This is a genomic window from Clostridium swellfunianum (genome assembly GCF_023656515.1).
GTDB classification, from domain to species: Bacteria; Bacillota; Clostridia; order Clostridiales; family Clostridiaceae; genus Clostridium_AT; species Clostridium_AT swellfunianum.
In genome coordinates, this window is record NZ_JAMOFV010000006.1 from 1,798,994 (window position 1) to 1,819,412 (window position 20,419).

The 20,419-nt window shown below is 34.0% G+C and carries 19 protein-coding genes and 1 riboswitch; of the genes, 13 read left to right on the forward strand and 6 right to left on the reverse strand.

All coding sequences use genetic code 11. The annotated features are described in order from the left end of the window. Positions 1-72 precede the first annotated feature (72 nt). Genes NBE98_RS08205 through NBE98_RS08220 form a run of 4 tightly spaced genes read left to right on the forward strand, consistent with a single transcriptional unit; the run spans position 73 to position 3,975 of the window. Positions 73-1,017, forward strand: coding sequence for an ABC transporter permease (locus NBE98_RS08205; RefSeq protein WP_250814463.1), 945 nt, complete (start codon positions 73-75; stop codon positions 1,015-1,017). After that, a complete protein-coding gene (locus NBE98_RS08210) occupies positions 1,017-1,982 on the forward strand; it encodes an ABC transporter permease (protein ID WP_250814464.1) in 966 nt (321 codons plus the stop codon). Before NBE98_RS08205 ends, NBE98_RS08210 begins: the two co-directional genes overlap by 1 nt. 18 nt (positions 1,983-2,000) lie before the next feature. Further along, on the forward strand, positions 2,001-3,044 hold the full coding sequence (locus NBE98_RS08215) for an ABC transporter ATP-binding protein (RefSeq protein WP_250814465.1): 1,044 nt from the start codon (positions 2,001-2,003) through the stop codon (positions 3,042-3,044). Further along, positions 3,037-3,975 (forward strand): ATP-binding cassette domain-containing protein, encoded by a 939-nt coding sequence (locus NBE98_RS08220; RefSeq protein ID WP_250814466.1) that lies wholly within the window; start codon positions 3,037-3,039, stop codon positions 3,973-3,975. Before NBE98_RS08215 ends, NBE98_RS08220 begins: the two co-directional genes overlap by 8 nt. Before the next feature lie 124 nt (positions 3,976-4,099). Here NBE98_RS08220 and NBE98_RS08225 read toward each other — a convergent pair whose 3' ends face one another. Beyond that, positions 4,100-5,194 carry a C39 family peptidase gene (locus NBE98_RS08225; RefSeq protein ID WP_250814467.1) on the reverse strand — a complete coding sequence of 365 codons (1,095 nt, stop codon included), beginning with the start codon at positions 5,192-5,194 and terminating at the stop codon, positions 4,100-4,102. Between the two features lie 391 nt (positions 5,195-5,585). Here NBE98_RS08225 and NBE98_RS08230 point away from each other — a divergent pair, with 391 nt between their 5' ends. The 8 genes from NBE98_RS08230 to NBE98_RS08265 all read left to right on the forward strand — a co-directional run bounded on the left by NBE98_RS08230 (position 5,586) and on the right by NBE98_RS08265 (position 13,417). After that, on the forward strand, positions 5,586-6,284 hold the full coding sequence (locus NBE98_RS08230; RefSeq protein WP_250814468.1) for a phosphatase PAP2 family protein: 699 nt from the start codon (positions 5,586-5,588) through the stop codon (positions 6,282-6,284). Next, a complete protein-coding gene (locus NBE98_RS08235) occupies positions 6,230-6,925 on the forward strand; it encodes a response regulator transcription factor (protein WP_250814469.1) in 696 nt (231 codons plus the stop codon). The genes NBE98_RS08230 and NBE98_RS08235 overlap by 55 nt, the downstream gene beginning before the upstream one ends. Next, the gene (locus tag NBE98_RS08240) at positions 6,915-8,441 is read left to right on the forward strand and encodes a HAMP domain-containing sensor histidine kinase (RefSeq protein ID WP_250814470.1); all 1,527 of its coding nucleotides are present in this window, start codon (positions 6,915-6,917) and stop codon (positions 8,439-8,441) included. The genes NBE98_RS08235 and NBE98_RS08240 overlap by 11 nt, the downstream gene beginning before the upstream one ends. Before the next feature lie 173 nt (positions 8,442-8,614). Then, the gene (gene lgt / locus NBE98_RS08245; protein ID WP_250814471.1) at positions 8,615-9,385 is read left to right on the forward strand and encodes a prolipoprotein diacylglyceryl transferase; all 771 of its coding nucleotides are present in this window, start codon (positions 8,615-8,617) and stop codon (positions 9,383-9,385) included. Then, positions 9,385-10,524 carry a cysteine desulfurase family protein gene (locus NBE98_RS08250; protein ID WP_250817508.1) on the forward strand — a complete coding sequence of 380 codons (1,140 nt, stop codon included), beginning with the start codon at positions 9,385-9,387 and terminating at the stop codon, positions 10,522-10,524. Before lgt ends, NBE98_RS08250 begins: the two co-directional genes overlap by 1 nt. Continuing rightward, positions 10,521-11,669, forward strand: a complete 1,149-nt coding sequence (gene thiI / locus NBE98_RS08255) for a tRNA uracil 4-sulfurtransferase ThiI (RefSeq protein ID WP_250814472.1) — start codon at positions 10,521-10,523, stop codon at positions 11,667-11,669. The genes NBE98_RS08250 and thiI overlap by 4 nt, the downstream gene beginning before the upstream one ends. A gap of 81 nt (positions 11,670-11,750) precedes the next feature. Then, entirely contained in the window at positions 11,751-12,089 is a 339-nt protein-coding gene (locus tag NBE98_RS08260; RefSeq protein WP_250814473.1) for an ATP-binding protein, read from the forward strand. 329 nt (positions 12,090-12,418) lie between these two features. After that, on the forward strand, positions 12,419-13,417 hold the full coding sequence (locus tag NBE98_RS08265) for a serine hydrolase (protein ID WP_250814474.1): 999 nt from the start codon (positions 12,419-12,421) through the stop codon (positions 13,415-13,417). A gap of 132 nt (positions 13,418-13,549) precedes the next feature. Here the strand turns inward: NBE98_RS08265 and NBE98_RS08270 are convergent, their stop codons facing one another. The 5 genes from NBE98_RS08270 to zwf form a co-directional block, all read right to left on the reverse strand. Then, positions 13,550-14,383: a hypothetical protein gene (locus NBE98_RS08270; protein WP_250814475.1), complete on the reverse strand. Its 834-nt coding sequence runs from the start codon at positions 14,381-14,383 to the stop codon at positions 13,550-13,552. Positions 14,384-14,386: 3 nt separating this feature from the next. Then, positions 14,387-14,517, reverse strand: a riboswitch (cyclic di-AMP (ydaO/yuaA leader). A gap of 131 nt (positions 14,518-14,648) precedes the next feature. Then, entirely contained in the window at positions 14,649-14,867 is a 219-nt protein-coding gene (locus NBE98_RS08275) for a DUF1450 domain-containing protein (protein WP_250814476.1), read from the reverse strand. A gap of 17 nt (positions 14,868-14,884) precedes the next feature. Beyond that, positions 14,885-16,675 (reverse strand): stage V sporulation protein D, encoded by a 1,791-nt coding sequence (locus NBE98_RS08280; RefSeq protein ID WP_250814477.1) that lies wholly within the window; start codon positions 16,673-16,675, stop codon positions 14,885-14,887. Between the two features lie 123 nt (positions 16,676-16,798). Continuing rightward, complete coding sequence (locus NBE98_RS08285; RefSeq protein WP_250814478.1) at positions 16,799-17,422, reverse strand: TlpA disulfide reductase family protein; 624 nt, start codon at positions 17,420-17,422, stop codon at positions 16,799-16,801. 108 nt (positions 17,423-17,530) lie between these two features. Beyond that, entirely contained in the window at positions 17,531-19,033 is a 1,503-nt protein-coding gene (zwf, locus tag NBE98_RS08290; protein ID WP_432432662.1) for a glucose-6-phosphate dehydrogenase, read from the reverse strand. Between the two features lie 300 nt (positions 19,034-19,333). Between zwf and NBE98_RS08295 the strand changes: the two genes are divergently transcribed. Beyond that, a complete protein-coding gene (locus NBE98_RS08295; protein WP_250814480.1) occupies positions 19,334-20,383 on the forward strand; it encodes a hypothetical protein in 1,050 nt (349 codons plus the stop codon). Positions 20,384-20,419 lie beyond the last annotated feature (36 nt).

The window sequence follows — 20,419 nt, forward strand, 5'->3', positions numbered from 1 at the left end:
GTTTTAAGGTTAATGAGCAAGAGGGAGAGGTAAGCCTCTTGCTCACTTTCATATAAAGGATGGGGTGAAGATATGTTAAAGTATACCTTCAAAAGATTAGGACAATCCCTTATAACCCTTTTTATAGTAGTATCTTTAGTATTTTTATTTATGAGGCTTATGCCTGAGGAGGGGTATTTTGGACAAGGTTATGAAAAATTGGACTTAGTACAGCGAGAAGCAATTTTAACTAGTCTAGGGCTTAGAGATCCTTGGTATAAGCAACTGGGGGATTTTTACAAAAACTTAGTTAAAGGAAACCTAGGTACTTCTATAACATACAGACCGAATGTTCCTGTAGCAGAGATAATAAAGCCAAAGCTTGCTTACTCGGTATATTTTGGATTAGGTTCCTTAGGGATTTCTTTAGCAGCTGGCATTGGTTTAGGTGTGCTTATGGCAAGGAGTAAAAATAAGTTTTGGGACAAGATAGGGAATGCTTATGTAGTGTTTATTAACGCTGTACCAGCAGCTGTGTATTATCTATTCCTTCAGCTATACGTAACAGATATATTAAAGCTACCTATATTGTTTGATAAGAACAATCCTGCAAGTTGGATACTTCCTGTAATATCCATGTCCTTAGGGAGTACAGCGGGTTATGCGATGTGGATGAGAAGGTATATGGTAGATGAAATAAATAAAGATTATATAAAGCTTGCAAGAGCAAAAGGTCTTAATAATAAAACGATAATGGTGAAGCACGTACTAAGAAATGCCTTTGTACCTATGGCTCAATATCTGCCAGCATCAATTTTATATACTATTGCAGGCTCAATATATATTGAATCTCTTTATTCGATACCTGGAATGGGCGGGCTACTGGTTGATACTATTCAAAGGCAGGATAATCCGCTGGTTCAAGCTTTGGTTCTAATATTTTCATCAGTGGGAATAGTTGGATTGTTTTTAGGCGATATACTTATGGCATTGTTTGATCCAAGAATTAAACTTACAAAGCAGGGAGGGACAAGGTAATGGATGGAAAGTTTAAAAAAACCGTAGATAATATTGATTCCTCTTTGTTTGATTTCGCAGTATATGACGCTCAGAAGGCCGAGAAAACAGGATACTCAAATTATTCTTACTGGCAGTCTACCTTCAAGGTTTTTATTAAAAATAAAGTAGCGGCATTCTTATTGATATTAATGCTTGTATTGATTTTTTTTACATTAATTCAGCCGTACATTCCAAATCAAAAGCTGCCAACAAAGATATACACAAATCTAACTACTGGTATCCAACTGAGAAATCATGTTCCTGACAGTGAATTCTTGTTTGGGACAAATTCTATAGGGCAGGACCTTTGGGCAAGAATTTGGAGTGGCACTAGGACATCTCTTTTAATAGGACTTCTTGCAGGAATATGGAAGGCAGTTATAGGTATAACTGTAGGCTGCCTTTGGGGATATGTTAGAAAGTTAGATGCTATAATAACTGAAGTATATAACGTTTTAGACAACATTCCAACAACAATAGTTATGGTGCTTTTAGCATATATTTTAAGGCCCAGCGTCTTTACATTGGTTTTTGCAATGTGTATAACAAATTGGCTTAGCATGGCCAGATTTGTTAGAAACCAAATAGTAATGATTAGGGATAGAGAGTATAATTTAGCTTCAAGATGCCTTGGTACCCCAGTACATAGAATTATACTAAAAAATCTTTTGCCATACTTAGTGTCAGTTATTATGCTCCAATTAGCATTAGCTATTCCTTATGCAATAGGATCGGAAGTTTTTCTAACCTACATTGGTTTGGGACTCCCACTTGATACACCATCCCTTGGAAACTTAATAAATGAGGGGAGAGTAATAATGATGGTGCCTTCCTTAAGGTATCAGCTCATATTCCCAGCTGTGGTACTTTCCATTATAACAATATCCTTCTATGTTATAGGCAATGCTTTCGCTGACGCCTCTGACCCTAGAAATCATGTGTAGCAAGGAGGGATACGAATAATGGGCGTTATATTATCAGTTGAAAATCTAGTAATTAGGTTTAACTTAAGAGGTCAGGTGCTTACTGCTATTAGAGAAGCATCACTTGAACTTTATGAAGGAGAAAGCCTTGCAATTGTTGGAGAATCAGGCTCTGGAAAATCTGTATTTACAAAAGCCTTTATTGGGCTTCTGGACAGTAATGGCTGGGTTGACAAAGGTACAATTAACTATAATGATATAGAACTATCTAAATATAAAAAGGAAAAAGAGTGGTTAAAAATACGTGGAAAAGAAATAGCTATGGTATTTCAAGACCCTATGACCTCATTAAATCCATTAAAAACCATAGGAAAGCAAATACAGGAAGTAGTTGAGCTTCACCAGGGGCTAAAAGGCGAAGAAGCTAAAAAAGTGGTCTTAGAGACCTTAGTGGATGTAGGAATTTCTGAGCCAGAGATAAGATACAGTCAATATCCTCATGAATTTTCAGGCGGGATGAGGCAGAGGGTCGTTATTGCTATTGCAGTGGCTTGCAGGCCCAAAATACTAATATGTGATGAGCCAACTACAGCATTAGATGTTACTATTCAAGCTCAGATAATACAGCTTCTTAAGAAGCTTCAAAAAAAGTATAACTTAACAATAATTTATATAACTCATGACCTTGGAGTTGTGGCTAAAGTAGCAGACAGAATCGCAGTTATGTACGCAGGAGACATAATCGAAATTGGAACTGCTGAAGAAGTATTTTATAATCCACAGCATCCTTATACTTGGGCGCTGTTATCTTCCCTACCTCAGCTTGGTGTAAAGGGTGAGCATTTGTATTCGATTAAGGGTACACCTCCAAACTTATTTAATGAAGTAAAAGGTGATGCTTTTGCACCAAGAAACCCTAGAGCGTTAAAAGTTGATTTTGAATTACGACCTCCATATTTTGAAGTTTCACCAACTCATAAGGCTAAGACTTGGCTTTTAGACCCAAGGTCACCAAGGGTTGAGCCTCCTGCTGCTATAAAAAAGCTTTTAGATAAGTATAAGGAAGGTGAAGCGAATGAGTAAGGTATCTAAGGAAGTACTGTTGGATGTTAAAAACCTTAGAGTTGAATTTGGGAAAAATAGAAGAAAAATGTTTGCAGCAGTAAAGGATATAAGCTTTCAGATATATAAGGGTGAAACCTTTGGTCTTGTTGGAGAATCTGGCTCTGGAAAAACAACCATAGGCAGAGCTATAGTAAGGATTAACGAAGCTGCTGCTGGGGAAATATGCTTTAAAGGTGAAAGGATAACAGGAAAGATAAGCAAGAAGTTAGATAAAGAGATAACAAGAAAAATCCAGATGATTTTCCAAGACCCCATGGCTTCACTTAATGAGAGAGCAAAGGTAGATTATATAGTTTCAGAAGGATTATATAATATTAAAAATTATAAAAGTGAAGATGAAAGAAAAGAAAAAGTTATGCAGGCTCTTTTAGAGGTCGGTCTTTTACCTGAGTTTTCAAGCAGATTTCCACATGAGTTTTCTGGAGGACAAAGGCAGAGAATAGGGATAGCTAGGTCACTTGTTATGGAACCTGAGCTTATAATTGCTGATGAGCCTATATCAGCCCTTGATGTATCAATACGAGCTCAGGTTTTAAATCTTTTAACAGATTTGCAGAAGGAAAAAGGGTTAACCTACATGTTTATTGCGCATGATTTGGCAGTAGTTAGATATATTACAGACAGAGTTGCTATAATTCACAAGGGTAAAATAGTAGAGCTGGCTGAAACTGAAAAACTCTTCTGTCATCCTCTCCATCCTTATACAAGAGCATTGCTTTCGGCTATTCCTTTGCCTGACCCAAGAGCGGAGCGAGAAAGAGTTGTGGAAATCTATGATCCAAGTATCCATGATTATACAAAGGAACCTCCAGATTGGGTAGAAGTAGAACCAGGACATTTTATTTTAGCCAATGCTAGAGAAGTTGAAAAATATAGAAATCAGCTATAGATAGATATTTTTATACAAATTACGCTAAAAGAACTTAATAATAAAAAAATGCTTTCTGAACATTGAGAGATTAGTTCAGGGAGCATTTTTTATTTATATAATATTATTTTATAAGAATTTAGTTTTAAGGATGAATAATATATGCTATTCTACCTGATGCCTGCCAAGCTTCCTCAAATTCGTCTAGAAGATATTTTACCCTTACTTTTTCATTGCTTGGAGCAGCTGGGTCATTAACTATTATATATTCTTCATTATCTTCTTCGGTAAAACCACAAACTACAATTAGATGCCCATAGGTTTTAGAAATAGGAGCAGCATGAATTATTGGAAGCTTTGCTTCAACCTTCTCGCTATTTTTGTATTTAACACTTACTGCTGCTGGATATCCCTTATATACTTCCTTTTTTAAATCATTAATTGAACTGCAGCTTAACACATACGCTTCAAAACCTAAACTGCCTGCAAAGGCTGTATTAAACGGCCAATTTCCGTAGCCCTTGTATTCTAAGTCATATACCTTTCCAGCAACCTCTATCGGTGTGAGTTTTAAGCCGTAATAATTTAAAATCATTGCAACACTTGTAGGACTGCAAATAACACTAGCTATTTTAGAATCCTGAAGCATTTGTGAGAAACATGGCACGTCTAGCTTTTTCTTTAAATAAATCAGCTCAGGCTCAAAATCGGAAGATAAGTTAAATTCTGATGGGTTTTCTTTTGAATTTCTATAGGTTCCAGCTATGAGCTTAACACAAGGTGTTTTATCTGGAATTTCTGTAGTCAGGGTTAGTTTATATCTTACGGCACCGGCGGTTTCCCCCAATGTGCCTTTTACCTTTATTGTATCAGTTTCTATATATGCAAGCTCATTTGATGAGAGAGCTTTTGGTGCAGAAGAGCTTATGCCGTTTGAATTCCAGGTTCCAAAGGATAACCAATCAGACCAAAGAGGATTATTATGTTTATTTATAAGTACTTGTGCTTCAATGCCTATATAAGTACCCACAGGTGTATCTGCATTCCAGGATAGTATAAGATTATCAAAAGCAGCAGTGTGTATTATTTCAGAAACATACACTCCTTTGTTTATATATTTGTCATTAATTTTGTGAAGTACAATTCTATGTTCTTTTGTAAGTGAAGTTCCACTATAAACACCTTTACTGAAGGATTCGAAGGCGTTATGCAGCCATAGATTTTTTTCATACTTATCCATAATTGCTCCCTTTCATAATTAAATGGTTTATATCTTATCATACATAAATATATTAAAGAATTTATTAAAATATAATTATATAATGATTAAAAAACTTACTATTGGACATAATAAAAATATGGAAAACATATTGTTTTTCGAATTCCATATATTACGTAGGAAGCAGCTAGTTAGTCCCCCTGACTGGCTGCTGTTTTTTTGTTTATTTGCCGAACTTAAGAAATTCTTAAGAATTTTTGGCCCTTTTTATTAAGAAATTTTTATTAACATAAGTTTATGTTGTTTACCCTGTTCAAAAAGCTTATAATTGGAATAAAATACTACTGTGGTAAAAATGAAGTTGGGGAACTACTATATATTATACATATTTATCTTTGTGGGGGTATTTATCGTGGAAAAAGCCATTATAAGAGAAAGTGCAGTTTATAAAAAATTAAAGGAAAATATTTTACCATTAAGTGCTATGGCTTGTTTGGCGCCATTAAATTTAATATACGTAGCGTTAAACAATTCTGAAAGAGGAGCTAAAAGTCTTGTAATATCTTTGGATAATTCAATACCATTTGTAAAGGCGTTTATTATTCCTTATATTATTTGGTATGGTTTTATATTCTTAACAATGCTTTATTTATGCTGCAAGGATAGAGATATCTACTATAAAACATTAACAAGCTACGCATTGGGGCTTATAGCTTCATATATAACTTTTTATTTCTTTCAGACAACGGTGCCGAGACCAGAACTATTAGAAGGAGATATACTGACAAGAATGGTAAATTCAATCTATAGTGCAGACCAGCCCTATAACTGTTTCCCAAGCATTCATGTGCTAACAAGTTTTTTAATGGTTAAAGGAATAATGGCAAGCAATGTAAGAAATAAAGTTAATATGTCTTTGATTTGGATCACGTCTTTTATGATAATTATTTCTACTGTGTTTATTAAGCAGCATGTTGTCTTTGATGTTATAGGTGGAATTGTGTATGCTGATGTAATATTTAGAGTAGTTGAGTTGTATGGTGGGAGGGTTTTTAGTTGGATAAAGAAACAATTCTTATCGTTGATGATGAAAAAGAAATTAGAGATTTAGTTAATATATATTTAAAAAATGAAGGATACAATACAATATTGGCTGAGGATGGAATTGAAGCCATAGAAATTCTAGAGTCAAAAGATATTCATCTTATAATACTTGATGTAATGATGCCTAAGCTTGATGGAATTCAAGCCTGTATGAAAATAAGAGCAGAGAAAAATATGCCTATAATAATGCTCTCCGCAAAAAGTCAGGATATAGATAAAATAAATGGTCTTATTACAGGTGCAGATGATTATATGACAAAACCATTTAACCCTTTAGAACTTATAGCAAGAGTAAAGTCACAGCTTAGAAGGTATATAAGGCTTAATACACCTATGATTAAAAATGACGGCGTTATTGAAATTGATGATTTGACTATAAATGTGGATACTCATGAGATAAAAGTGGAAGGCAAAGACATAAAGCTTACTCCAAGAGAATTTGATATTCTTGAGTTGCTAGCAAGAAACAGAGGAATAGTTTTCAGCATTGAAAAGATATATGAAAGAGTTTGGAAGGAAGATTTTTTAGAATCTGAAAATACAGTCATGGTTCACATCAGAAAGATAAGGGAAAAGCTAGAAAAAAACACGAGAAATCCTAAGTATATAAAGACCGTCTGGGGGGTAGGCTACAAGATTGAAAATTAAAATACCAAAAGTTATTAAAATCTTATTCGCACCTATATTTCTTTTGCTTAGGCCTTTTAAATTTTTACTTAAGCCTGCTTTCAGATTATATGACTATGTTATGGCAAGAGTAAAAAAAAGTATAAGGGCAGAGCTTGTTGTCACATTTGTAGTTTGCCTTTTATCAGCAACAGTTGTTTTTGGTATTGCAAATTCCTATTATAAAAAGAACAATAGATACTCAAGAATTGATTATAGTGGGAGCATAAGTGAAATATCCTCACTTTCTTCTGCCATAGTAAGTGAAATTAATCGTGGAAAATTTAGTGTTAATGATTCCGATAAAATTATGACCATTATACAAAACCGAGCACGGGTTATTGAGGATGCGAAAATTCTTGTATTAGACCTTGATGGCAAGGTTTTATACAAAACTGGAAATGCCAGCGAGACACAGATAGATGTTTACAGCCTTATAAAAAATGCCCTTGAAACTAAAAACAATGTTGATTCACGAAAAGAATATGTGAATTTTGCTCCTTTGCAGTTTAGCGATAATAAAGCTTATGTGGTGGTTAAGGCCGTACCTCAGGCCCATATCGAGTACTACCAGGCAGGAGGGAATTCCTTTTTGGCTCTTTTAATTGCCTGTGGGGCTTTTATTATTATATTTATGATGATAACAAAGAATAGAATGCTTTACTTTGAAGAAATTGCAAGAGGAATAATAGAAATTTCAAAAGGAAATCTTGATTACAGAGTTAATAAAGCAGGAGATGATGAACTTGCTGCCCTTGCCGATAGTATAAATCTAATGGCAAGCGAGCTCCAAAATCAAATAGAAGCTGAGAGAAGAGCAGAAAGGACAAAAAATGAACTTATAACTAATGTGTCCCATGATCTCAGAACACCTTTAACATCAATTATGGGCTATTTAGGGCTTATAAAAGATGATCGATATTCCAGCAAAGAAGAACTTATGGAATATATAAATATTGCCTTTAATAAGTCTGAAAAATTAAAGTTGCTTATTGAGGATTTGTTTGAATATACAAAGCTAAGCAGCGAAGGTATTAAACTGTACAAGCAACCTGTAAATGTAAATGAATTTTTAGAGCAGCTTATTGAGGAACTTGTACCTTTGGCTGAGGAAAAGCAAGTATCAATTGCCAAAGAATTTCCAAGCGAGAAAATTACACTTAACTTAGATATAGATAAAATACTAAGAGTTTTTGAAAATTTAATTGTGAATGCTATAAAGTATAGCTATAGTCCAGGTGAAATAAAAATTAGAATTACAAAAGATGAAAAAGGAATAGTAATATCGATCCATAATAATGGAGATACTATTCATGCAGAAGAATTGTCAAAGATATTTGACAGGTTTTACAGGCTTGAAAAGTCAAGGTCTTCCTCTACAGGAGGCAGTGGGCTTGGTCTTGCAATTGCAAAAAATATAGTTGAGCTTCATGGTGGAAAGATATGGGCAGAAAGCAGAGATAATATCGTAAGCTTTTATGTAAATTTTAATCAATAGCACAACGCCGCAGAAATTTCTGCGGCTAAATTATTTTAAGATAGTTATTATAACTCTGTTTAATATTTTTTATAATTATAATACTATCATTATAGAATCTTCACAAATTTATGCTATTATATATAGGTACATATGCAAAATAAAAATATTGACAGCATAGAGGGAGGTAAAAAATGAATCCAATAGCTTTTAATTTATTTGGTCTGCCAATAAGATGGTATGGAATATTAATTTCCTCTGGAATGGTAATAGGTATTTTGCTTGCTTCTTATAACTGCAGGATAAAGCACATTAGCTATGATAGAATGATGGACTTAATACTTATAGCACTTCCGGCAGCAATAGTAGGAGCAAGATTATATTATGTTCTCTTCAATTTAGACTATTACTCAAGCAACTTAGGGGAAATAATAAATATAAGACAAGGCGGTCTTGCTATACACGGCGGTGTACTATTCGCTTTAATAGCAGCTTACATTTACGCAAGAAAGAGTAACCTTGAATTTATAAAATATGCAGACGCTGCAGCGCCATCCATTATTTTAGCGCAGGCTATAGGAAGATGGGGCAACTTTTTTAATCAGGAAGCTCACGGTGGAGAAGTTACAAAGGAATTTATCAGCCGTTTTCCAGGTTTTATTCAAAATGGGATGTTTATTGAAGGAACTTACTACCATCCCACCTTTTTATATGAATCTGTATGGAATTTAGCCGTGTTTGCTGTACTTATGGTTATAATAAAAAAGACATCGAAAAATGGTCTCACCTTCTTTACATATATTGGGTTATATTCTGTAGGAAGATTTATTATAGAAGGATTAAGAACTGATAGCCTGATGATGGGGCCAATAAGAGTAGCGCAGTTAGTAAGTTTAAGTGGAATTGTGATTTGGCTTGTTTATTTATTCTTTGCATTCTTTAGGAAGAAAAGGGATGTGGTATGATGGAAGTTTATTTAGATAATAGTGCTACTACAAAACCGTATGAAGAAGTTATAGAAGCTGTTGCTGACGTTATGAGAAATTACTACGGTAACCCATCCTCAGCTCACAAGCTAGGTCTTCAAGCCGAGAAAAAAATGAATGAAAGCAGAGATATTATTGCCAAAAGCCTAAACTGTTCTAAGGAAGAAATTGTATTTACATCAGGAGGAAGCGAAAGTAATAATTTTTTAATACGAGGCTTTCTGAAGGAAGGTTCTCATGTTATTACTACAAATATAGAGCATCCAAGCGTATTGAATATGTGCAAGGAACTGGAGAATTCAGGATTTAGAATTACATATTTAAGAGTTGATGAAAGAGGTAAAATAAACTTAGAGGAGCTAGAAAGTTCTATCACAAAAGACACCTCCATTGTAAGCATAATGCATGTAAACAACGAAATAGGTGTAGCACAAGATATTGAAAAAATAGGCAAGCTTATAAAGGAAAAGAGCAGCAGAGTGAAATTTCATGTGGATGCTGTGCAAAGCTATGGAAAATATAGAATTGATGTGCAAAAATGCAAAATTGATTTATTGTCTGCAAGCGGTCATAAGATTCATGGACCTAGAGGAGTAGGTTTTGCTTATATTAGAAAGGGATTGGTTCCTAAGCCTTTAATTTTTGGAGGCGGTCAGGAAAGAAGCTTTCGTTCAGGTACTGAAAATCTTGCTGCTATAGCTGGATTAGCAAAAGCTTCAGAAATTATTTATTATGATATTGCCCAAAAGTTTCATAAAGTGATTGAGCTAAAAGCCTATTTTATTGATAAACTATGCAAAGTTGATAGCATTAAGGTAAATAGTCCACTTGGAGAAGATTTCTCGCCATATGTATTGAGCGTATCTTTTATAGGTGCCAGGGCTGAAGTTCTTCTTCATTTATTGGAAGAAGGCGGCATTTATGTATCAACTGGATCAGCATGTTCATCGAAGGATACAAAAGACAGTCACGTTCTTAAGGCAATAGGCCTTAAAGACAACGAGATAAAAGGAACTATAAGATTTAGTTTCAACAGCAGCAATACTATGGAAGAAATAGATTACACATTAGATGTTATTGAAAGATCATTAAGATTTTTAAGGAGAGTTAGCAAATGAGAAAGCTAGTTTTAGTAAAATATGCCCCGGAAATATTTCTTAAGGGTTTAAATAGAAACAGATTTGAAAAAAAGCTTAGAGATAATATTAAAAGAGTGCTTCAAGGATCTGATTATGAGTTTGTTGTAGATCAGGGAAGATGGTTTATTTATTCAGACGATCTCGAAGAAGTAATTGACAAAGTTATGAAGGTATTTGGAGTTTCAGAAGTTAGCATTGTTACTGAAGTTGAACCTTCTATGGAAGAAATAAAGAAACAGGCCGTAGAAGCAATTAAGGAAAGTGGAGCTTCAACTTTTAAAGTAGAAACCAACAGAGCAAACAAGAATTTCCCAGGAAATTCCATGGATATTAGTAGGGAAATAGGCGCACATATTTTAAAGATTGTTCCGGGACTAACTGTTAAGATTAATAAACCTGAGTTTATAGTAAATGTGGAAATAAGAGAGCAAATGGCTTATGTTTATCAGAGAAAGGTTAAAGCTGTTGGCGGGCTTCCTTATGGGATGAACGGGAGCACTATGCTCATGCTTTCTGGTGGTATAGATTCACCTGTTGCAGGATATATGATGGCAAGAAGAGGGGTTGAGGTGAGCTGTGTTTATTACCATAGCCATCCATATACAAGCGAAAGGGCTAAAGAAAAAGTAAAGCAATTAGCTGCTATACTAAGTAATTATACAGGCAGTATAAAGCTTTACGTTGTGCCATTTACTGACATTCAAATGTCAATTATTGATAAGTGCAGAGAAGACGAACTTACAATAATAATGAGAAGATTTATGACAAGAATAGCCTGCAAACTGGCTGATAAGCTTAATGTGCAATCAGTAACTACAGGTGAAAGCATAGGTCAAGTTGCCAGCCAAACTATGGAAGGATTGGTTGTAAGCACAGATGTAGCTGACAGACCAATGTTTAGACCTCTTATTGCTATGGATAAGCAAGATATTATGGATATATCCAGGCAAATTGGGACTTATGAAACCTCTATACTTCCATATGAAGACTGCTGCACAATTTTTGTTCCAAAGCATCCAAAAACAAAACCTGCATTAGATAAAATGAGAAAAGCAGAAAGTATCTTAGAAGTTGATAGATTAGTTGAAGAAGCAATCGAAAATATGGAAACTTACGAGCTATAGTATATTTACATCTCTGAGAATAACTAAAAGTTATCTCAGAGATTTTTTTAGTAAAGCTGAAAGAAGCTGCGAAAGCTAATAATGAGGCTAAAAGCACACTTATGGATAATTAATAACTTAATTGACTTAACTAAAATTGATTCAGGCAATTTACAACTAAACATTAGAAGATGCAATATTGTTGAAAGCGTTGAAGCTTTTGTTCAGGCAGTTGTTGACTATGCTTCAAATAAAAACATTTCCATCATATTCGATACTGATATAGAAATAGAGGAATATAAGCTACAGCTTATATTTGAAAGCCTTAGGCAGGCAGATAACCTGCTCGCAAGAAGAAGTGAAGGTAGTGGAATTGGGCTCGGCCTTGTTAAGCACCTTGCAGAAAGGCATAATGGAATTGTTAATGTTCTAAGTAAATAAGGCGAAGGATACCAGTTTATTGTTATATTGCCTATGCTCTTAAACTTATGAAAAAGATATAAAAAGATATAGAGACTTAGGAGGAAATATAAGTTTTGTAGAATATTTTGAACTTGATAAATCGCACATGAGAATTCATGAGGAACTGAAAATAAAGGCTTTATGTATTTTAATAATTACTATGAAGAGAATAAAGTTTTAAAGAAAAAGTAAAACCTTTATAGAATGTCATATTTTACCGAGAAATTTATATTATATTTATGATATAATACTTTTGTAAATAATCTGGTAGGAATCAAAAGGTAATTATGATATAAGGGGGTTCTGAATTGAACTTTAAATTTAAAAGAGCAATGCGGACTGCAGCAATTCTTATTATGATGACAGCAGTAGCAGTAGCCTTAATTTACTTTGGAAAACAAGAGGACAAGTCTGCTTTTGAAAATATGCCTTTGAATTTAAGCGGCAACATATCTCCAGATGATAAATTTATGGAGGATATGGAGCAAATAAAGTTTCATGCTTATGAGAAAAGAATAAAATATATAAGTAAGATGCTTGAAAGTGAAGCTGATACTCCTGTTAATACTTCACCTAACAATGGTAGTAAAGATAAAAGCTTGGAGCAAAAGATTAGAGACTACCTTGGCAAAAATGTTTCAAAAGTAGGAATTGGATATTATGACATACAAAATGGAAAAGGCTTTTCAATCAATGGTGACAAGTATTTTACAGCAGCAAGCACAGTTAAAGTGCAAATGAACATGGTACTTTTTGATATGGTTAAGGAAGGAAAAGTTGATATTAATGAAGCTCTTAAATATACTCAGGCTGATTATGAAGCAGGTACGGGAATACTTCAGGGAAAGGACAAAACAAATCCTATACCACTTTTAACCTTAAGTGACTATAGTATAATTTATTCTGATAATATAGCTACAAATATGATTATGAGAAGAATAGGCAGAACTGAGATGAAGAAGCGCTTTGGACAAAAGGTAGGACATACAGTGCCAGTGGAAAATTTAGTAACGCCAAATGAAGGATTAACATTTTTAAAGCAGCTTTATGAGAATAAAGGCAATAATCAGTATTACACAAGACTTATAGGAATTATGAAAACAACAGTTTTTCATGACAGGTTAGATGCTTACGTGCCAAAGGAGATTGTTGCTCATAAGATAGGTAACTATGGGTCCTTTGCAAATGATGTTGGGATAGTTTATGCACCTAAGCCGTATATTATTGCTGTATACACAGATGGCCTGTCCAATGCGAATGAGGTTATTGCTACTATTAATAAAATGTTGTATCAAGAGCACAAATAGAGAGAAGGCAAATGCCTTCTCTAATTTTAATAGTTGGATAGTTAGAGAGTATTAAAAATTTAAGAAATGGTTTATACACTGAAAATGGTTAGTATTAATTACAATAAAAAAAAGCATAACATTCGTCATGCCTTATTTTTTTGCTGCAATTTTAATAGCAGCTTGATGCCTTGAGTCAACTTGTCCATCTTTGTGTCGAGTACTGTTTAAAAAGTGCACATCAAAATGACCATTCATACCGTTACCCTTAACTACATCAAGATTTTCACCTTTACCATAGCCCTCAGAACGGTTGTTGACCGTTGCAAAGGCAGGAGCTGAATCAATACCTGCATGAGGCAGGGAACTCATAGAAGCTGCTAATCGTCTTCCACCTACATTAACAATCACTGGTCTTACATCCCAGGAAAATCCACCCCAAATACTTTTAATTATATCTGCATCTGCTTTGCTGGCAGCTTCACAGTCTGCGTGATTTGAGCCCATTGTTCTTACAATTTTGAAGGTTTTTCCTGTGCGAACATCTTGAACTACAGCAGTAGTTCCAATCTTAAAAACATTTTTGGCCTGTTTCCACCAATCTAAAAGCTCTACTGAACCTTTAGAAGGAGCAGTTTCTTTTTGTGCAGGCTTTTCAGGTGATTTCTCAGATGACTTTGAAAGACCGCTTCCACCTCTTGATAGTGCTTGCTTATTAGCTGCGGCAGACTTGGTTTGAAGCTCTTTCGTATTGTCTGGTGTAAGAGTAGCAGTTAAAACAGTATTATTTTCTAAAGTAATAGGCTTTGATTGTTCAACTGTTTTAGTTGATTCTTCTTCGTATGTATTATTCTGCTGTTCATTTAATGCTAAGACTATGCTGTTGTTTTTAAGCTTCTCAGTTCTCGCTTCATATGCTGTTATTGAAATAGCTGCTGAAGACAAAACAAAATATGAGCTTATAACTATCGCTATAGATTTTTTCATAGGTGCACCTCTCTTTTGGCCTGCGAAGTTAGTTGACGGGTTCAGGACGAGAGCATCCTTACCAAAATATAATGGATTCACCCCAGGGAAAAATCTCCTCCGCTGTTTGTTTAAACATTAGGCTAATTTTATTTTATACAAATTCATATTATAAAGCAATCCTTTTAATAATGATACTGGTAATATATTCATTACAGTCTTAAAGAGGTATTTTAAGAAAAAATAAATACTGTGGTATAGAAGCATATTCTATACCACAGTAGCTTTAAATATTCTTACTATATTCAATTATTTTCTGCACTAAATCATTAGTGTTTTCACCTACTAAAAGTTCACCATTAATTCTTGCGATAGGCTTTCTTGCACAGTCACCGCAGCTATAGATACATCTGTTAACTGACGTTTCAAACTCAGGATAGTTTTTTTTTATAATTTTAATTACTTCATCTTTATATTCATTAAAATCGCAAAAACTTATTTTCATATATATCTTCTCCAATGCTAGTTAAGTATTTTAGGATTAATAGCTAAATAATTGAATATATTGTTGAATAACTCTTTTGCCACAGGTGCGGCTGTTTGGCCAGCGTAATACTTGGATTCATCCGGTTCATCAACTGTTACAATCAAAGTAATTTTTGGATCTTCATATGGAGCAAGACCTGCAAAAGAGGATATGTATTTCTTGTCTTTATAAATTCCATTTTCAGCTTTTTGGGCAGTTCCTGTCTTACCGCCTATGTTTAATTCTTTAATGAAAGCATTTGAACCAACACCCTTAGAAACAACCTTTTCCATATATCCTCTTAAAGTTTGAGTTAAGTGTGTATCTAAAATTTGTTTTTTATTAAAATCGCTGTAGGATTTATCTATTACAAGTTTACCACCATCGTCGTAGCGTGCGATATTTTTCATTATATGAGGCTTTATCCAAGTTCCTCCATTAGCAATAGCATTAAATGCAGCCATATACTGAACTTGAGTTACTGATATGCTTTGACCGAAGGACTCTGTTGCTAAATCTACATCGTTCATTTTACTAGGATTTAACACTATGCCTTTTTCCTCTCCGGGCAGATCAATGCCCGTCTTTTCACCAAAGCCCATTTTTTTTATAAAAGTATTAAGGTTTTCCTTGCCAAGTTTCTTCCCAACTTCCATGAAGCCAACATTACAGGAGTTTCTTAAGATATCAACAAAATTTTCAGTTCCATGGCCTCCTAGCTCCCAACAGTTAATTATCCTGTTAGATATTTTTGAATTTCCATTACAAATAAATTTATCATCTTCTTTGCTTGTATCATACTCCATGGCAGCAGCGGCTGTAATTACCTTAAATATAGAACCTGGTTCAAATAAATTAGTTACAGGTCTGTTTTTCCACATGTTAAAAAGTTCATCATTATTTTTTGCACCTTGTCTTGGAGCATTAGGATTGTAATCTGGCTTACTTACCATAGCTAAAACTTCGCCGTTCTTGGGATTCATAATCATAATAGAAACACCTTTAGCATTATTTTCTTTAAGAGCTTTATCGGCAGCATCCTCAGCATACTTTTGAACAACCCCGTCAATAGTTAGTATAACATTTTTTCCATCTACTGGTTTTGTGTACCTGGAATCTTCAAAGAAAAGCTGATTACTGGCACTATCTCTAGTGTAAACAAGCTGACCTTTTTCCCCAGCAAGTTCCTTATCATACTGTGATTCAACTCCTGAAACACCCTTTCCATCATCATCTATATGACCTATAACATGAGAGATAAAATTATTACTTGGATAAAATCTTTTTGTATCGGAAGTAACTAATATACCAAATATTTTTAGAGCCTTAACTTTATCAGCTTCTGGTTTTTCAACTCTTCTTTTTAGTGGAGCCCAGCTGGCTGGCAAATCGTTATCGAGAGTTCTGTTTAAAGCTTTATGGACATCCTCTTCCTTAAGGCTTAATATAGAAGATAAGTCAGATGCAAATTTGTCACTATCAATTTTTTTATCTTTAAGAGTGGTGCGAAGGCTTGTTAAGTCAAAATCCACTCTATATACGTCAGCACTAACAGCTAAGTTATTCCCATTTCTGTCTAAAATATTTCCTCTTTTAGCATTTAGAGTGTCTTTGCTTGTCCATTGTGATGCTGCGACCTGTCTTAGCTTTTTTGTATCAAAAATCATGACATAAACTAACCGTGATGCTAGTCCTAAGAAAAAAACTAGTAGAACAAAATAAACTAGTGCCAGCCTTCTTTTTTTAGCCAGCTTATCAGAAAGCTTTTTTGATGCCAAACTATTCACCTCTTTCATCATATATACTATAGTATTTGATATGCTGCCGAGCTTGAAATCTTATGTATATTATAACTTAAAAAAGCAGATAAAAAATTATCTGCTTTAAATTATCTTGAAATTTGTAAAAATCTATTTGTTGTCTAAACTCTTTATATATGTCTTCATTTCATCTAAGGACATTGCGCCTTGTTTTCGTGTTACATTTCTTTTTATTATTAAATCTTCAAAAGGGATAATATTACCATCCTTATCTAAAAAATAAGTAGTTGGTATTGCAGAAACACTATATTTGTCGGCAGCGGTACCTTTTAGATCCAAAAGCACAGGAAAATTATAATTGTTCTTTTTCATAAAATCTTTAACGGTTTCAGCATCTTCACCAAGGTTTACAGCTAAGATAACTAAATCACTGTTTTTAGTTTCCTGATAAAGCTTTTCCATGTCAGGCATTTCTTCTAAACAAGGTCTGCACCAAGTTGCAAAGAAATTAAGCATAACCTTTTTGCCTTTAAAATCGCTTAGAGCAACAGCCTTACCATCTAAATCAGGGAGAGTGAAGTCCACAGATTTTATTTTCACAGCTTCAGGCTTAAGCTGTGAAACAGCAGGTGATTGAGAAGCTGTTTTGCTGTCAGCAGTGGAAGTACTTGTATTCTGTCTGTCATCACCAATGTTTTTTGTATAATTTTGTACTGTATAAACTGCTCCTAGTACCAAAAGTGCTAAGGAGACCGTTAATATTTTCTTTTTCAAATACAACACCTCATTAATTATTGTTGCAGCATAAATAAAATGCTAACTGCTATAAATTGCTTGCAGGCAGCAATATAACTTTTTAAAAAGCTATATTGTCGCCATGAACTATAAGTTCCACCATTGCCTGCTATCTTTAGTAAGAAGTTCGTTGGCTTCAACTGGACCATAACTTCCTGCTTCATAATTAGGAAGTACCAATTTGCTGTCTCCCCATTGGGAGGAGATTGTATCTACAAATTTCCAGGAATACTCAACTTCATCCCAGCTGGTAAAGAGAGTATTGTCACCATTCATTACATCAAATATAAGTCTTTCATAGGCCTCAGGAGTATTGCTTTCAAACTGGCAGGTTTGACAAAAATCCATATCTACTGGAATGATAAAATTCTCTGTACCTGGTCTTTTAGTATTAAATTTTAGATATATTCCTTCTCTAGGCTGAACTCCAATAACTAAAAGATTCGGCTTTAATGTTTCATATTCCTTTGCATACAAAACCTTTGGGACAGACTTGAACTGAATTATAATTTCTGTAGACTTTGTCTTCATTCTTTTACCAGTTCTAATGTAGAAGGGGACACCGGCCCACCTGAAATTATCAACATGAAGCTTTAAGGCCACAAAAGTTTCTGTGTTTGAAGAAGGTGAAACTCTATCTTCTTGTCTATATCCGATAACATTTTTATTATTAATTATACCTTCACCATATTGACCTCTTACTATATCCTCTCTGATTTTTTTAGGAGTTATTTCTTCTAGAGAACGAAGAATTTTAATTTTTTCATCTCTGATAGATTTTGAGTTTAAATTAATTGGTGGTTCCATAGCAGTTAAGGTTAGGAGCTGGAGCATATGATTTTGAACCATGTCCTTCAGGGCTCCTGAGGTTTCGTAGTAACCGCCTCTGTTTTCTACGCCAACTGTTTCACTGGAGGATATTTGTATGTTATCTATGTATTTGTTGTTCCACAAAGGTTCAAATATAGAGTTGGCAAATCTTAAAACCATAAGGCTTTGTATCATTTCTTTACCTAAATAGTGATCTATTCTATAGGTATTGTCCTCGCTGAAAACCTCTTTAATTTTTTTATTAAGTTTTTGTGCTGAGGATAAATTTCTTCCAAAAGGCTTTTCTATTATAAGCCTCTGCCAGGAATCACCGTTAACCACCATATTCTGTTTATTAAGTTCATCGGTAATTAGGCCGAAGTATTCAGGGGCAACTGCCAAATAGAATATTCTATTTCCTTTAGAATTATGTTTAACATCTAATTGTTCTAAAAATGCTTTTAGATTCTCATAGCCTGAGCTGTCCTCAAATTCAAAACGCTTGTAATAGATGCGTCCTGCAATATCCTGCCACAACCTTTCGTCTATTTCCTTAAAACGAGAAAAGTTTTTTATTGATTCATAGGCTTGCTCTCTGTAAGCCTCATCAGTTAAGTCCTTCCTGCCTATAGACACAACAGCAAAACTGTCTGGCAGTTTTCCACTGTGTTTCAGGTTATATATAGCTGGAAGCAGCTTTCTATGGGTTAAATCTCCTGTGCCACCAAATATTACGAGCACACAGGAAAGGTCTATGTTATTAAGATCCAAAATTACCACCCGCTTTCTCAAGAGCAAATTTTATTAAAATGACCTTCATGTAATTTCCTCCTGTACTTAAAATCTAAGATTATAATTCCCAATAATGGTATATCTAAATCATTTTATAAAATAATAATAACATAATAACAGATAATAATCATTATTTGTTGTGATAAATTATATTTAATATAATGGTCATAATTTATTGTTTAAGGAATTGTTTGAAAATCATTATAAAGAATGCATGGATAAAATTATAAATTTTATAGAAACTAACACTAAGAGATAAATACAAAAATGAAAGTTCGGGTGGCTTTAATGAATAAAAAGTTTATTAGATACAGCTTGATTGCTGTTATACTTACATATTCTGCAATTACAATAAATATGAATTTTGGTTCAAATCGTAATTCTGTAAATAAGGCCAGCGCAGTAAGCATTAACTCAGAGCAAAGCAAAGGTGAAGCAATCTCAGAGGGTGGATTTTTTACTCCTTCAATGAATTATGATGGCACAAAGCTTCTATACAGTTCAGGGGATAATATCTATGAGTTTGACTTAAATAAGAATGATTTAATACAGCTTACTACCATTGGGAATTGCTACAATCCAGTATATTATGAAAAAGACAATAATATAATAGCTTTTGCCAGAACAGATGGAATATATAAAATGGAAGTTAGTACGAGAAAAATACATAAATTAATAGGTTCTGAGGATTCACAGGTGTCTTTTGCTAAGCCCAACTTTACACAAGAAGGCGATATTATATTTTTTAAGGTAACTGTACTTCCAAGTCCTGATGGTCATGGCTTTATTGAAAAGGAGCCAGCTATTTATAAGATTTCTTCAGATGGCGGTTCAGAGGTGAAAATAGTTGACGGATATAACCCTGTAATTTCTAAGGACAGCAAAAATCTACTTTACGAAAATAAGGAAAATATTTATGTATTTAACATTGAATCCAAAGAAAGCAAGCTTATTGATGCTGGCAAATATGCTTCATGGTCTAATTCTGGAAAATATATAAGCTATGCGAAATTTGAGAGAAGTACAACTCCTTATTGCAAGGTAAAGGAAAAGAAACAGCTTTTTATTGATAAGGAGTACTCCAATATATACATTGCTGATTTAAGCAATCTAAAAAACAAATACAAACTTACAAAAGAAGAGTTTGAAAATAAGGATAAGGAAATAGAAAGCTGGGCTGAGGATACAAAAAATAATTCTGGGGAACAACATTTTTTAATCGTTTCTAGAATTGCATACTTTGACAGTGAATGGTCGAAAGATGACAAGGCGTTGTATTTATCGGTATATAATAGTGATAAGGGGAATTTTGAGCTTGTAAAATACAAAATTAATTAAATTTAAATTATAAATAGATAAAGAGTACCATATGGT